Source organism: Glycomyces sp. MUSA5-2 (assembly GCF_037034145.1).
Taxonomy (GTDB): domain Bacteria; phylum Actinomycetota; class Actinomycetes; order Mycobacteriales; family Micromonosporaceae; genus Glycomyces; species Glycomyces artemisiae.
In genome coordinates, this window is sequence record NZ_JBAGKG010000003.1 from 592,245 (window position 1) to 606,305 (window position 14,061).

Consider the following 14,061-nt stretch of genomic DNA (forward strand, 5'->3'; position numbering starts at 1 on the left):
CGATAGAGGCGACGCGGCGGTTCGTGTCAGCGAGGCGCCTGCGGGCCCGCATCAATCTTTCCCACCCCTGTGCGGCCGTGTCAATACCCGGGGCGACACCTGCCCGGGTGAACCGGGCCCGCGCCGGTCCACTGGAGAGCCCCGGGCGAACCCGGCACGAGGGCACCGCGGGTGTGCGAGGCTGGTGCGCATGAGCAGCGACGCCGACGCCCCGGGCCCCTTCGACGGCGCGTTCGACCTGGCGCGGGCCGGGGACACCGACCGGCTCGCCGCGCTCCTGGCCGCAGGGCTCCCCGCCGATCACGCGAACGAGTCAGGGGACTCGCTGCTCATGCTCGCGGCCTACCACGGCCGCGCCGACACCGTCCGCGCCCTCATCGCCGCCGGGGCCGACCTCGACCGGTGCAACGACCGCCAGCAGTCGCCCCTCGCGGGCGCGGTCTTCAAGGACTACGACGACGTCATCGCCGCGCTGCTGGACGCCGGGGCCGACCCGGACGCGGGCACGCCCTCGGCCCGCCAGACCGCCGCCATGCTCGACCGCGACACCTTCCACCCTTAGACGGCGCGCATGCCCTCGGGCAGGCGCCCCCACGCGTGCAGGTCCGTCAGGTGCTCCTCCAGCGACGCCGCGAACGCCCCCGCCGCCTTCGTCAGCGGCGCCTCCCGGCGCGAGGCCAGCGCGATCGTGCGGCTCGCCCCCGGCGGCGCGAGGGGGGTGGCGCGCAGGCCGGGCCGGGAGGCGGCGATCATCGCCGGGAGCAGCGCGATCCCCAAGCCGGCCTCGACGAGGGACGCGACGGCGTCCGTCGCGCCGCCGTCGACGCCGGTGCGGGGGGTGAATCCGGCCTGCTCGCAGGTGGTGATGGTGAGGTCGCGCAGGTCGTAGCCGTGGGCGGGGAGGACGAACGCCTGCTCGCGCAGTTGCGCGAGCCCGATGTAGGCCTGGCGGGTGAGGGGCGGGAGGTGGGCGGCGGAGGCGACGACGAGGGCTTCGGCGAGGATCGGCTGCACGGACAGGGTCGGGTCGGCGCCGGTGTCCCCGGCGGTGAACGCGAGGTCGAGGTCCCCGGCGGCGAGGCGCTCGGCGAGGGGCCCGGAGCCGTCCTCGGTGAGGGTGACGCGCACGCCCGGGTGGGTGTCGCGGTAGCGGATGAGCAGGGGGGCGACGAGCCAGGAGCACAGGGACGGGGTGGCGCCCAGGCGCAGGTGCCCGGCGCGGACGGCGAGGACGTCGTCGATGTCGGCTCTGGCGGCGGCGTGGGCGGCGGTGATGCGGCGGGCGTGCGGCAGGAGGGTCTGGCCGGCGTCGGTCAGTTCGATGCGGCCGCGCGAGCGGGTGAGGAGGGGGGCGCCGAGCTCGGTTTCGAGGGCCTGGATCTGCTTGCTCAATGACGGTTGTGTCACACCGAGTTCTTCGGCCGCGTGAGTGAAATGTCTGGTTTGTGCGACGGTGAGGAATGCCTGGAGCTGCTGCGGGCGCATGTCCATAACGTATCGGCATGGAACCGGGTGCGGCCATGAATTGGACCGGTGACGCCTGTCGCGTCTAGCATCCGGTCGTGTCTACGGATTTGCAACCGCGCACCGCCGCGAAAGCGGCGAAACGCGCCCAAGCGGCCCGGAAGCCCTGGCGGTCGAACATCGGCCTGAAGATCGCCATGGCCGTCTCCGGCGTCCTGATGGTCCTGTTCATCATCGCCCACATGGCCGGGAACCTCCACATCTTCGAAGGCCGCGAGGAGATGAACGCCTACGCGGCGGGCCTGCGGTCCTTCGGCGAACCGCTCCTGCCCCACGAGTCGCTGCTGTGGGTGCTGCGCATCGGCCTGATCGCCTCGATCGCCGTCCACATCTGGACGGGGATCGTCCTGTCGGCGCGCGCCCACCACGCCCGGCCCGTCAAGTACGCGCACCGGCACAAGAACCGGGGCGAGTCGCGGAACGCCTACCTCAACATGCGGTTCGGCGGCATCGTCATCTTCCTGTTCGTGATCTGGCACCTGCTGGACCTGACCTGGCGGACCGTCAACCCCGTCAAGGAGGTCCACGACGCCTACGGCGCCGTCGTCGCCACGTTCGACCCCTCGCGCTGGCCGGTCACCGTGTTCTACCTCCTCGCGCTCACTGCCCTCGGGATCCACCTGCGGCACGGCATCTGGTCGGCCGTGCAGACCATCGCGGGCCCGGACACGAAGTGGCGCAAGCGCACCCAGGCGGTCGCGCTCGCCGTTGCCGTCATCATCGTCGCAGGGTTCGCGATCGTGCCCCTGTCCGTCACGTTCGGTTTGGTGAGTTGAGATGAGCATCGACTACTACCGCGAGGGCGAGCCCGTCGCGGACACGAAGGCCCCCGCGGGCCCGATCAGCGAGCGGTGGGAGAAGCGCCGCTTCTCCGGGCGCCTGGTGAACCCCGCGAACCGGCGCAAGCTCCGCGTCATCGTCGTGGGCACCGGCCTCGCCGGGGCCTCGGCGGCGGCGACGCTCGGCGAGCTGGGGTACCGGGTCGCGAACTACTGCTTCCAGGACTCGGCGAGGCGGGCGCACTCGATCGCCGCGCAGGGCGGCATCAACGCCGCGAAGAACTACCGCAACGACGGCGACTCGGTGCACCGGCTGTTCTACGACACCGTCAAGGGCGGCGACTTCCGCTCCCGCGAGTCGAACGTGCACCGCCTCGCCGAGGTCTCCACCGAGATCATCGACCAGTGCGTCGCCCAGGGCGTCCCGTTCGCCCGCGAGTACGGCGGCCTGCTCGACAACCGGTCCTTCGGCGGCGCGCAGGTCTCGCGCACCTTCTACGCGCGCGGCCAGACCGGCCAGCAGCTCCTCCTCGGCGCCTACCAGGCGCTCCAGCGGCAGGTCGCGGCCGGGACGGTCGACCTGCACACCCGCCACGAGATGCTCGAACTCGTCGTCGTCGACGGCCGCGCCCGCGGCATCATCGTGCGCGACCTCGTGACCGGCGAGATCACCACCGAGCTCGCCGACGCCGTGGTCCTCGCCTCCGGCGGGTACGGGAACGTGTTCTTCCTGTCCACGAACGCGAAGGGCTGCAACGTCACCGCCTCGTGGCGGGCCCACCGCAAGGGCGCCTATTTCGCGAACCCCTGCTACACGCAGATCCACCCCACGTGCATCCCGCAGTCGGGGGACCACCAGTCGAAGCTCACGCTCATGTCCGAGTCGCTGCGCAACGACGGGCGCGTGTGGGTGCCCAAGTCCAAGCACGACGAGCGCCACCCCGCGGACATCCCCGAGGACGAGCGCGACTACTACCTGGAGCGGCGCTACCCCGCGTTCGGGAACCTCGTGCCCCGCGACATCGCCTCGCGCGCCGCGAAAGTGGTGTGCGACGAAGGGCACGGCGTGGGCCCGGGCGGCCTGGGCGTCTACCTCGACTTCGCCGACGCCATCAAGCGCCTCGGCAAGAAGGCCGTCGAAGCGAAGTACGGGAACCTGTTCGACATGTACGAGCGGATCACCGGCGAGAACCCGTACGAGCGGCCCATGCGCATCTACCCGGCCGTGCACTACACGATGGGCGGCCTGTGGGTCGACTACGACCTGTCGTCGAACATCCCGGGCCTGTTCGTGACCGGCGAGGCGAACTTCTCCGACCACGGCGCGAACCGCCTCGGGGCCTCGGCGCTCATGCAGGGCTTGTCGGACGGGTACTTCGTCCTGCCGAACACGATCTCCGACTACCTCGCCGACGGGCCCTTCGAGGCCGTCGACGAGACCCACGAGGACGTGCAGGCCGCGCGCCGCGAGGTCGACGAGCGCATCGCGTTCTTCCTCGGCAACGACGGCGACCGCACCGTCGACTCCTTCCACCGCGAGCTCGGCAAGATCATGTGGGAGTACTGCGGGATGGAGCGCACCGACGAGGGCCTGCGCAAGGCCATCGGCCTCATCCGCGACCTCAAGGCCGAGTTCTACAAGCGCGTCAAGGTCACCGGCAAGGCCGAGGAGCTCAACCAGCAGCTGGAGAAGGCCGGCCGGGTCGCCGACTTCTTCGAGCTCGGCGAGCTGATGTGCATCGACGCCCTGCACCGCACCGAGTCGTGCGGCGGGCACTTCCGGGCCGAGTCCCAGACCGACGAGGGCGAGGCCAAGCGCGACGACGACAACTTCTCGTACGTCGCCGCCTGGGAGTACGGGGAGAACGCGCCCGTCCTCCACAAGGAATCGCTCGTGTTCGAGTACGTCAAGCCCACCCAACGGAGCTACAAGTGAAACTCAAGCTGCGAATCTGGCGTCAGGCCGACGCCGACGCCAAGGGCCGGATGGTCGCCTACGAGCTCGACGAGGTCTCCGAGGACGCCTCCTTCCTGGAGATGCTCGACGTCCTCAACGAGCGCCTCATCTCCGAGGGCGAGGACCCGGTCGCGTTCGACCACGACTGCCGCGAAGGCATCTGCGGCGCCTGCTCGCTCGTCATCGACGGCCAGCCGCACGGCCCGCAGGCCGCGACCACGACCTGCCAGCTCCACATGCGCAAGTACAAGGACGGCGACTCGATCGACATCGAGCCGTGGCGCGCCGGGGCGTTCCCGGTCATCAAGGACCTCGTCGTCGACCGGTCCGCGTTCGACCGGATCATCCAGGCCGGCGGGTACATCTCCGCGCCCACCGGCACCGCCCCCGACGCCCACGCCGTCCCGATCCCCAAGCAGGACGCCGACGCCGCGTTCTCCGCCGCGGCGTGCATCGGCTGCGGCGCGTGCGTCGCCGCCTGCCCCAACGGGTCCGGGATGCTGTTCATGGGCGCCAAGGTCGCGCACCTGGGCCTGACCCCGCAGGGCCAGCCCGAGCGGGCCACGCGCGTCCTCGGCATGGTCGCCGCCCACGACGAGGCCGGATTCGGCGGGTGCACCAACACGGGCGAGTGCTCGGCGGCGTGCCCCAAGGAGATCGGCCTCGACGTCATCGGGCGCCTCAATCGCGACTTCCGCAAGGCCGCCGCCCGCGCCGCCTGACGCAAAACCGAAGGGCCCCAGCCTCTGGCTGGGGCCCTTCGCCGTGAATCCCCGCGGTGGCGGGGCAAACGGTTCGATGTCGATCGAGTCGCCGTCTTTGCACGGCTCATATCCGCGTATGCGGGTTGGAAAGCGGCCCCCAGCGTGACGCTGGGGGCCGCTCGTTCTTTCTCCTGCCCCGCGTGAGCGGGGAGACCCCAGGGGGAATTTCCGTCCCACGTGAGTGGGTCAATGCCGCCCCATGTAAACAACGACCCGGACGCGCCTCGGACGCGCCACTTGACGGTGACCCGCGTCTCTCTTTCCTTGCGGGTGACGCCGCGTCAGCCGATACCGTCGAACCCGCACCCGACGGAACGGAGACACCCCGTGGACGAGTGGACCACCGCGCAGGTCGCCCGCCTCGCCGGCACCACCGCGCGCACCCTGCGCCACTACGACGCCATCGGCCTCCTCACCCCCGCCGACACCGGCCCCGGCGGCCAGCGCCTGTACCGCCGCGCCGAACTCCTGCGGCTCCAGCAGATCCTCCTGCTCAAACGCCTCGGGCTCGGCCTGGGCGACATCGGCGCCGTCCTCGCCGGAGAGCAGTCCGAGACCGAGGCGCTGCGCCGCCACGCGGCCCAGATCGCCGCCGAACGGGACCGCCTCGCCCGCCTCGCCGACACCGTCGAGGCCACCATCCGCCAACTCGAAGGAGGCCGCCCCATGGCGCCCGACACCTGGTTCACCGGACTCGACGCCCCCGACGAGCGGGACCGCGCCCGGCGGGCGTGGGCGCAGCAGGTCGTCGAACGCGCCTTCGCCGCCCTCCAGGCCCTCACCCCCGAGCAGCGGCGGGCGATCCCCGCCCAGATGCACCGCATCAACACCGCGCTCGCCGCCCTGCGGTCCGAAGGCCGCGGCCCCGCCGACGCGGCCGTCCAGGACGTCGTGGCCGACCACTACCGGCTCGTCGAAGCCCACTGGGACTCGACCCCCGCCCCCGAGGCGTACCGGCGCCTGGCGGCCCTCTACACCGGCGACCCCCGCTTCCGTGACCCGTGCGAGCAAGTCGCCCCCGGCCACGCCGCCTACCTCGCCGCGGCGATGACCCGCTACGCCGACACCCGCCTGTAGCGTCGCGGGCATGGACGACGCCGACCTCGAACTGCTCGCCGCCGCCGCGAACGCCGTCATCGACGCCCTCCCGCCCGAGGCGGTCGCCGACTTCCTCGCCTGGGCCGAGGCGGTCTGGGCCGCCGCCACGTAAGCTCTGGGCATGCGCGTTCCCCAAGGGCTGTACCGGATCTACGCCCGGCAGTTGCGGCGGCGGCTCGACCCGGCGCTGCTGCCGCGGCATGTCGCGGTCGCCATGGACGGGAACCGGCGGTGGGCCCGGTCGCAGGGGTTCGCCGACGCCGGGATCGGGCACCGGTACGGGGCCGAGCACCTCGACGACCTCCTCGCCTGGTGCCACCAGCTCGGCATCGGGCACGTCACCGTCTACGTCGCCTCGGCCGACAACCTCGCCAAGCGCGACGGCGCCGAGGTCGCGCACCTGATGGCCATGGTCGAGCAGATCGTCGCCGAGCGGCTCACCGAACCGTCGAGCCCGTGGCGGCTGCATCTGGCCGGGCGCCTCGACACCGTCCCCGGCACGACCGCCCGCGCCCTCAAAGACGCCGCCGAGGCCACCGCCCACCGCGACGGCGCGCACTTGACCGTGGCGATCGGGTACGACGGGCAGACCGAGATCGTCGACGCCGTCCGCTCGCTCCTGGAGGCCGAGGCCGATCGCGGCGGCGACCTCGCCGACCTCGCCGCGCGGATCACCGAGGGCGACATCGACGCGCACCGGTACACCGCGGACCTGCCCGGCGCCGACCTGATCATCCGCACCTCCGGGGAGCGGCGGCTCTCCAGCTTCCTGCTGTGGCAGTCGGCGGGCGCGGAGCTGTCGTTCTGCGACGTGTACTGGCCCGGGTTCCGCCACGTCGACTTCCTGCGGGCCCTGCGCGACTACGCCGCCCGGCGCCGGGACCGCCTCGCCGGGGCCTAAGCGGCCCAGGCGATGTCGATCTTCGCATCGGGAGCGGCGGGCATGGCCGCGCGCATCCCGGCCGGGCCGGCGACCACGGCGGTGAACCCGTCGGGGCCGGGCGTGAACCGGCGCTCGGCGTTCGCGGGGACGACGAGCGTGTCGCCCGCGGCGGCCTCGGTGCGTTCGCCGTCCACTTCGACCTCGGCGGTCCCGGCGGTGAAGGCCCACACCTGGTCGGCGTCGATCAAGTGGAGCGGCCCGGCCGTGCCGGGGGCGGCCTCGACGCGCCACAGCGGGAACGGGGCGCCGCCGAGGGTCGGGGAGGCGAGGGTGGTCATGACCGCCGCGGGGGTGGCGGTGCGGCGGGTGTCGGCACTGCGGACGATGCGCATGGGGGAATCTCCTAGGATGGACAACATGGTTGCCCATATAGTAAACCTGGTTGTCGATCATGGTTGAGCCGCCCCCCGGACACGAGCTCCCGCTGCGCCTGTTCGCCGCGTTCCGCGCCGCCGTCGACGCCGTCCACGCCGACCTCGCCGCCGCGGGCCACCCCGACCTGCGGCCCATGCACGGGTTCATCTTCCAGGCCATCGGCACCCAGGGGACCACCGCCGTCGAACTCGGCGCGCGCCTGGGCGTCACCAAGCAGGCCGCCGGGAAGACCATCGCCGCCCTCGAACAGCAGGGGTACGTCGAGCGCGCCCCCGACCCGGCCGACGCCCGCCGTAAAGCCGTGCGCCTCACCGCGAAAGGACTCGACGTTCTCGACCGGTCCGCGCGCACCTTCGACCGCGTCCGCGCCGCCTGGGCCGCCCAGATCGGGCCCGAGCGCCTCGACGCCCTCGAAGCCGACCTCGCGGCCCTCGCCCCCGGCGAGCCGTTCCGCCTCGACGCCCCCGGCTGGTTCAGCGGCTCCTGAGCAACAGGCGCCCTAGACCACCCGCGCCGGGCCCACCCGGCCCGACAGGCGCACCCCGCCGCCCGGGAACGCCTCCGCGCGGATGCGCGAGGGCGACCCCAGGCCGTCGCCCATCGACACCACGACCCGCACCGGCGCCGCCGCCACCAGCGCACCCGCCAGCGCCGCGGCGCTGTTCGCGTTCGCCACGTCCTCGTCCACGCCGATCGAGGGCGCGAACATCCGCGCCGCGAACCACCGCTCGCAGACCTCGGCGTACACGAAGCAGCCCAGCAGGCCCGCCGCATCGCAGACGGCCTTGAGCGCCGCGAAGTCCGGGCGCAGCCCCTCCAAGGCTTCGGGCCGCACGGGGACCAGCAGGCGCTCGCGGGCCGTCCCCGCCGCCAGGACCGGGCCCGCCGCCTCGGCCCCCAGGGCCGCCAGCGCGGGCCCCGGCTTGGGGAAGGCGCGATGCCTAGTGGTCCCGGCGTCGAACCACGGGCCGTCCGCGCCGATCCCGCCCAGGAACACCCGGCCCCCGGCGCGCAGCCGCCACTCGTCCCGACCGTCGAGGGACTCCAGGACCGCGAGCGCGGCGAGGGTCCCGTGCCCGCACGCGGGCAGCTCCCCGGCCGCGGTGAAGAACCGCAGCCCCACGACACCGGGGTCGGTGCGGTCCAGGAACACCGCGTGCGAGGTCCCCGCCGACAGGGGCACCCGCGCCCGGTCCGCCTCCGCGAACCCCTCGTCGTCGACGACCGCCGTCGGCGAGCCCGTCCCCGCCGCGCCCCGCCAGCACGCGTCGACCACCAGGACCTTCACCGGTCGGGGTGCGCGGCGATGAACCGCTGGGCCGACCGCATCAGCGGCTCGTACTCCGGCGCGGCGTGGCGGGTGTGGAGGCGGTCGCACAGTCCGGCGAGGGCGTGGGCGAGGTCGGCCATGAGCGGGCCCCGCTTGCCGTCCTCTGCCAGGGCCATGAGCATCGCCACCCACACCGGGCCGTGGTCGCGGAAGTTCAGGTGGAGGTTCCGCTCGCCGTGCCGGTCGGCCGCGGCGAGCAGGTAGTGGACCTCGGTGGCGATGCGCCACCCGATCCCCGGCGCGGGCGCCACGAGCGCGGCCACCGCGGGCTCGGCGGCGTGCAGGGCGACCGCGGCCAGGCCGAGGTCGCAGCGGGCCGTCACCGTCGGCGGCGCCTCCCGCCCGGCCGGGTCGGGGCACAGGCGCCGCACCAGCGCCGGATCGTCGAACGCGCCCCGCCCGGCCGCGGTCTCCAGCGCCGTCCGCAGCGTCACCAGGTTCGGGGCCGTCAACGGCTCGGCGTCGGGGAAGTACTTGCCCAGCAGCTCCTTCGCGCCCCGCGCGTGCGCGCCGCGCCCGGCGGCCGCGTGCAGCGCCGCGGCCAGGCGCAGGCTGTCGCGCAGCAGCGCGTCCTGACGCCCGGCGGCGAGGAGCATCCGCGCGGCCTGGTCTGCCGCGGCCACCGCCAGATCGGGGTCGGCGGCGCGCCCGAACACCCGCGCCGCGCGCGCCAGCGCCGACGCGAGGTCCGCGAACCCGGCGCCGGCCGGGTCGTTCGGGTCCGTGTCGTCGAGGGCGTTCAACGCCGCGTCGGCCTGCACTGCGGCGGTCAGCAGCCGCCCGGCGCGCACCGCCGACTCGGCGAGGTCCATGCGCTGGCGGGCCTTCGCAGGGCCGACCGCGCCGAGCGCATCGGCGACCTGCGCGCGCTCGCGCTGGGCCGCGAACGCCGCCGCGTAGTCGCCCACCGCGGTATGGGAGGCCGCGGCGGACGCGAGCAGGTCGGCGAAGTCCTCGCGGGACCCCCGGTCGCCCGGATGGCCCGCGAGGCGCTCGCGGTACTCGGCGGCGGCGGCCGCGAACGCGGGCAGGGCGCTGCGGTGCTCGCCCGCGGCCGCCAGCCGGGCCGCGTCGCGATGGGTCCGCCGGGCAAAACGCCGAATCGGCATACGGACTCCTCAATGGGGGGATCGAGGCGGTAGCGCACCTGGTCGGGACGGACCGGGCACCCTATCGGGTCCTTCATGGTAGAGCACGGCGAGCGTTTGCGGATCGGCCGATCAGTCGATGACGACCATGTCAGGGCCCGGATGGCCCAGGAACCGGTCATGCGAGATCTCCCAGCCGTACGCGCCCGCGTCCGCGAACACGAGCCGGTCCCCGACCCCGATGGACTCGACGCGCCGGCCGCCGTTGAGGACGTCGCGGGGCGTGCACAGCTCCCCGCACACCCTGACCTCCACGTCGGTCAGCACCGCGCCCGTGCGCGGGCCCGGCACGACGTCGAAGGGGTGCGCGTACCCCCACGCCGCGGGCAGACGGAAATGGTGCGTGCCGCCGCGCACGAGCGCGAACGCCCGCCCCGCGACGGTCTTCACGTCGACGACCTCCGCGGTGTACCAGCCCGCGGCCGCCGCGAGGTACCGGCCCGGCTCGACCACCAGGTCCACGCCCGCGTCCAGGAACCGCCCCGGCCCATCGCCGAGGGCCGTCGCGACGGCGTCGAGGTCGAGCTCGTCGCCGCGCGGATCCGCGCCCAGGCCCCCGCCGACGTTCACATACCGGAGGCCGAATCGGCCCTCCGATGCGGTTGCGGCCCAGGCGAGCGCGTCGCGGACGTGCGCGGCGTACGCGGCGGCGTCGAGGCAGTTCGAGACCGCGTGCAGATGGAACCCCGCCACATCGAGCCCCAACGCCAGCGCCTGCCCGAGGGCGGCGAGCGCGGTGTCCTCGTCCATGCCGAACGGCGTCGGCGCCCCCGTCATCTGATGTGAGCCCGGCAGCGCCCGGCCCCGGTTGACCCGCAGCGCCACCGGCCCCGCGAACCCCGCCGCCGCGAGGGCCTCCAGCTCCCTGACGCTCTCGGCGTGCATCACCAGCGGCGTCCCGCACGCCGCGGCCGCGGCGATGTCCGCGGGGGTCTTCGCGGGCCCCGAGAACGCCAGACGCCTGGCCCCTGCTGATTGCGCGGCGGCGAGCTCGCCGCCGGAGGCGCACTCGATCCCGTCCGCGCCGCGCGCCGCCGCGGCCAGGATCGCCGGGTTCGCGCACGCCTTCATCGCGTACAGGACCGTCCACTCCGGGAACGCCGCCCGCACCGCCGCCAGGCGCGCGCCGAGCACGCCCGGGTCGTACACCCACGCGCTGGCCGGGGATTCGAGGGCCTCGACCGCGACGCGGACTTTCGCCGGGATGCTCATCGGCGCCCCATCGGGTTGTCGACGAGGGCCTCGACCTCGCGGCCCGGCTCCAGGCGCATCGACAGCAGCGCCTTCGTCGGCTGCCGCTCGGCGAGGTAGCAGTCGCGGTCGGCCGCAGGCAGGTCGAGCGAGGCGACGAGGTCGGCGAGGTCGGCCCAGAACGCGGCGGCATCGAGCCCGCAGTCGCGCGACAGCGCGGTCACCAAAGCGGCGAGGTGGTTCTGGAACAGCGTGTACGCGACCTTCGCGCGCACCTGGTCCATCGAGGCCGCGTTCACCGGACTCCCCTCCGGCAGCTCGACGTCGAAGGGGACGGTCGGCAGGTGGAGGCGCGCGCCGCCGAGGTCGCGCGAGACCGCGGCGACCGGGACGGGCCCGTCCATGGCGACCAGGCTGTTCTGGAGGTGCGCTTCGAGGCCGATGCCCATGGCGGCCTTCGCGAGCACCGGCGGCACGAACAGGGCCGCATAGGCGCGCAGCCACGCCGCCGGGTCGCCGTGCCAGTCGGCGTACTCCGCGGCCATGCTCACCCCCGTCACCGGCGAGAGCGCGGCGAGCGCGGTCGCGGGCACGCACACCGCCCCCGCCGGGGTCACGTTCGACAGGGGCGCGCGGGCGATGGCGGTCAGGTCCCGGCGGCCCGGCAGCCACGCCCCGGCGAGGTCGGGGACGAGCCGGTGCGGCCCGCCGGTGCCGAGGGCGGAGTCGAGAGCGGTCAGGTGCGCGGAGAGGACCGGCGCGAGGAGCGCGGTCGCGGGGGAGATGTCGCGGCGCGTGGAGGTGATGTGGATGCCGAGCGCGAGCTTCAGGAACCCGGGGGCGCGGTGCCCGGCGAGGGTGCGGACCGCGGCGGTCGGCCACGCCGGGACGGTCTCGTCCAGTACTTGAAGCCGCTTGTCCGCGAACAGGTCCGCGTACTGGGGGAGCACGCGGTGGTCGAGCTGCCAGGGGTGGACCGGGACGACCGGGTCGGGCAGGTCGAGCCCGGCGAGCATCGGGTGGGTCCGGAAGTCGGCCCCGGACCGGTCGAGGATGCCGGTGCGGTCGGCGACGAGGCGGATGCGGACCGGGCGGGGCGTCTCCAGGTCGTACCGGTCCAGGTCGCGGCGGTGCCAGCCCAGGCGGGTGCGCGCGCACGGGTGGAGCTGGTGGCCGTCGGTGGCGAGGGTTTCGAGCAGGCGCGCGGCGGTGTCGGCGTCGCCGGTGCAGGCGGCGACGAGCCGCGCGAGGCTCGGCGCCCCGGCCCGGGCGGCGAGCGCCGCGAAATGCCTGCGGCGCACGGCGGCGCGGGCCCTCGCGAGCGCCCGGCCCTGCTTCGCGGATTCGAGTTCGGCGGCCAGGTGCGCGGGCACCGGCGCGCCGAGGATCGCCTCCAGGGCCTTCACGGGGTCGCCGTCCTCACCGCTATCGGGATAGTCGAGCTGGTTGAACGGGCCCTCGGGGGCCGGGGCGGGCCCGGTCCGGTACCCGGCGAGGTCTTCGCGCCAGGCCGCGGCCATGATCTGGTCGGTCAGGTTCACGCCGCCGCCAGCGGGTTGTCGACGCGCACCCAGATGTCGTCGGTCGCGTTGTCGGCCAGGCGCATCGCCGTCGTGGCCTTGAGCGGCCAGGGCCTGCGCAGGACCGCGTCGGCGATCCACGACTCCAGACCCATGCCCCGCACTTCCTTCGCCACGGCGGACCACCACTTGCCGGGGTCGGTGCCCGACCAGTCGGCGAACGAATCGACGATCGATGTCAGCGTCGTCGGAAACAGCGCGGCGAGGAGTTTGACCAGGCGCGCCTCCCGATCGGGCTCGGGGAGGTCGCCGATCAGCTCGGGCCAGTCCTCGGGCGGGACGCGGACCCCGCCGAAGTCCCGGTACACCAGGGACGTCGGCAGGTCCCCGGTGAACGAGGCGAGCGTGTTCTGCCCGTGCGCCTCCAGCGCCACACCCGTCTCGGCGAACAGCCGCAGCGGCGCCAGCGCGACCGCGACGAACGCCTCCCACCATGCCTCGGGGTCGTCCCCGGTGAACGCCACGGCGATCGGCCGCCCGTCAGACGGGCACGTCTCGGCGAGCGCCGCGAGCGGGACCGCCCGCGGGTGGCCGATCGTATGCGGGGCGGGCCGGAGGATCGCGGACAGGCCCGGATCGGGTTCGCCGTCGAGGCTCGCCCATACGGCGGTCTCCGGCAGGAGCGCGATCCCGCAGCGGCGCGCTGGCGCATCGAGGCGCTCGGACAGGAAGTACCCGTTGTGGACGGCGGCGGCCGAGACGTGCCGGACCGCCGAGGTCAGCTGGAGGTCCACGGCGGTCTTGACGTGCCAGTCGCCGGTCGAGAGCGTCCGCAGGCTCATCAGCGGCGCCGCACCGCCCCACACTTGCCCGGGGCCGTCGAGGCCGCGCCGGGCGGCCTGCCACGGGTGGACCGGCAGGAGCGGCAGGCCCTCGTCGTCGGTGTAGGTCGCGGCCCGATCGGGGACGCCGTAGCGCCCCAAATCGATCCGGGCCCGGTGCTCGGGCGCGTAGGCGCGGATCTCGTCGTCGGTCAGCCCGCCGCGCGAGCGGGCGAGCGGGTGCACCGGATGCCCCAGGAGCACGGCCTGCTCGAACCACACCGACGGGTCCGGGTACTCGGCCGCGGCGGCGGCCCACAAGTCCGTCGGGTGCGGGCGGGCCGCCTCCAACGCCAGAGCAGTGCCGCGGACGGCCGCGGCGACCTCGCCGGTGAACCGTGCCGCGTGGGGCGATCCCGCGCTGATCGACGCGGCGATCTCGACGGCGCTCGACCCTGTTGCGGGCCCGGGGAGGGGTTCGCGGTCGGCGGCGGCGCGGAGGCGGTCGGCGACGATCGCGTCGGCGCGGGCGGTGGCGTCCATTGCCTGAACCCTACTGTCCGCACCCGCCCGTGTGGAGGGTGCGATTGCTCACGGAGCGCGCATAAGCG

General features: G+C 74.1%; 15 protein-coding genes. 8 read left to right on the forward strand and 7 right to left on the reverse strand.

Annotated features, from left to right (window positions below):
- The first annotated feature begins 190 nt into the window (after positions 1 to 190).
- Positions 191 to 562, forward strand: coding sequence for an ankyrin repeat domain-containing protein (locus tag WA640_RS12890; RefSeq protein WP_335988068.1), 372 nt, complete (start codon positions 191 to 193; stop codon positions 560 to 562).
- Here WA640_RS12890 and WA640_RS12895 read toward each other — a convergent pair.
- On the reverse strand, positions 559 to 1,491 hold the full coding sequence (locus WA640_RS12895) for a LysR family transcriptional regulator (protein WP_335988069.1): 933 nt from the start codon (positions 1,489 to 1,491) through the stop codon (positions 559 to 561). The genes WA640_RS12890 and WA640_RS12895 overlap by 4 nt on opposite strands.
- A 71-nt stretch (positions 1,492 to 1,562) precedes the next feature.
- Here WA640_RS12895 and WA640_RS12900 point away from each other — a divergent pair, with 71 nt between their 5' ends.
- From WA640_RS12900 to uppS, 6 genes are all read left to right on the forward strand, one after another.
- Positions 1,563 to 2,300, forward strand: coding sequence for a succinate dehydrogenase cytochrome b subunit (locus WA640_RS12900; protein WP_335988070.1), 738 nt, complete (start codon positions 1,563 to 1,565; stop codon positions 2,298 to 2,300).
- A gap of 1 nt (position 2,301) precedes the next feature.
- Positions 2,302 to 4,239, forward strand: a complete 1,938-nt coding sequence (locus WA640_RS12905) for a fumarate reductase/succinate dehydrogenase flavoprotein subunit (RefSeq protein WP_335988071.1) — start codon at positions 2,302 to 2,304, stop codon at positions 4,237 to 4,239.
- Positions 4,236 to 4,982 carry a succinate dehydrogenase/fumarate reductase iron-sulfur subunit gene (locus tag WA640_RS12910; RefSeq protein WP_335988073.1) on the forward strand — a complete coding sequence of 249 codons (747 nt, stop codon included), beginning with the start codon at positions 4,236 to 4,238 and terminating at the stop codon, positions 4,980 to 4,982. The genes WA640_RS12905 and WA640_RS12910 overlap by 4 nt, the downstream gene beginning before the upstream one ends.
- 369 nt (positions 4,983 to 5,351) lie before the next feature.
- The gene (locus tag WA640_RS12915) at positions 5,352 to 6,101 is read left to right on the forward strand and encodes a MerR family transcriptional regulator (RefSeq protein WP_335988075.1); all 750 of its coding nucleotides are present in this window, start codon (positions 5,352 to 5,354) and stop codon (positions 6,099 to 6,101) included.
- 10 nt (positions 6,102 to 6,111) lie between these two features.
- On the forward strand, positions 6,112 to 6,234 hold the full coding sequence (locus WA640_RS12920) for a hypothetical protein (protein ID WP_335988076.1): 123 nt from the start codon (positions 6,112 to 6,114) through the stop codon (positions 6,232 to 6,234).
- A 9-nt stretch (positions 6,235 to 6,243) separates the two neighbouring features.
- The gene (gene uppS / locus WA640_RS12925; protein ID WP_335988078.1) at positions 6,244 to 7,023 is read left to right on the forward strand and encodes a polyprenyl diphosphate synthase; all 780 of its coding nucleotides are present in this window, start codon (positions 6,244 to 6,246) and stop codon (positions 7,021 to 7,023) included.
- Here the strand turns inward: uppS and WA640_RS12930 are convergent.
- Complete coding sequence (locus tag WA640_RS12930) at positions 7,020 to 7,397, reverse strand: cupin domain-containing protein (protein ID WP_335988079.1); 378 nt, start codon at positions 7,395 to 7,397, stop codon at positions 7,020 to 7,022. The two genes, uppS and WA640_RS12930, sit on opposite strands and share 4 nt — an antisense overlap.
- A gap of 59 nt (positions 7,398 to 7,456) precedes the next feature.
- Here WA640_RS12930 and WA640_RS12935 point away from each other — a divergent pair, with 59 nt between their 5' ends.
- Complete coding sequence (locus WA640_RS12935; RefSeq protein ID WP_335988080.1) at positions 7,457 to 7,927, forward strand: MarR family winged helix-turn-helix transcriptional regulator; 471 nt, start codon at positions 7,457 to 7,459, stop codon at positions 7,925 to 7,927.
- 12 nt (positions 7,928 to 7,939) lie between these two features.
- Here WA640_RS12935 and WA640_RS12940 read toward each other — a convergent pair whose 3' ends face one another.
- The 5 genes from WA640_RS12940 to WA640_RS12960 all read right to left on the reverse strand — a co-directional run bounded on the left by WA640_RS12940 (position 7,940) and on the right by WA640_RS12960 (position 13,993).
- A complete protein-coding gene (locus WA640_RS12940; RefSeq protein ID WP_335988082.1) occupies positions 7,940 to 8,728 on the reverse strand; it encodes a PhzF family phenazine biosynthesis protein in 789 nt (262 codons plus the stop codon).
- Positions 8,725 to 9,879: a hypothetical protein gene (locus tag WA640_RS12945; RefSeq protein ID WP_335988084.1), complete on the reverse strand. Its 1,155-nt coding sequence runs from the start codon at positions 9,877 to 9,879 to the stop codon at positions 8,725 to 8,727. Before WA640_RS12945 ends, WA640_RS12940 begins: the two co-directional genes overlap by 4 nt.
- Before the next feature lie 111 nt (positions 9,880 to 9,990).
- Positions 9,991 to 11,130, reverse strand: a complete 1,140-nt coding sequence (locus WA640_RS12950) for a type III PLP-dependent enzyme (RefSeq protein ID WP_335988085.1) — start codon at positions 11,128 to 11,130, stop codon at positions 9,991 to 9,993.
- Complete coding sequence (locus WA640_RS12955; protein ID WP_335988086.1) at positions 11,127 to 12,650, reverse strand: IucA/IucC family protein; 1,524 nt, start codon at positions 12,648 to 12,650, stop codon at positions 11,127 to 11,129. Before WA640_RS12955 ends, WA640_RS12950 begins: the two co-directional genes overlap by 4 nt.
- Positions 12,647 to 13,993: an IucA/IucC family protein gene (locus tag WA640_RS12960; protein ID WP_335988087.1), complete on the reverse strand. Its 1,347-nt coding sequence runs from the start codon at positions 13,991 to 13,993 to the stop codon at positions 12,647 to 12,649. The genes WA640_RS12955 and WA640_RS12960 overlap by 4 nt, the downstream gene beginning before the upstream one ends.
- Between the last annotated feature and the right edge of the window lie 68 nt (positions 13,994 to 14,061).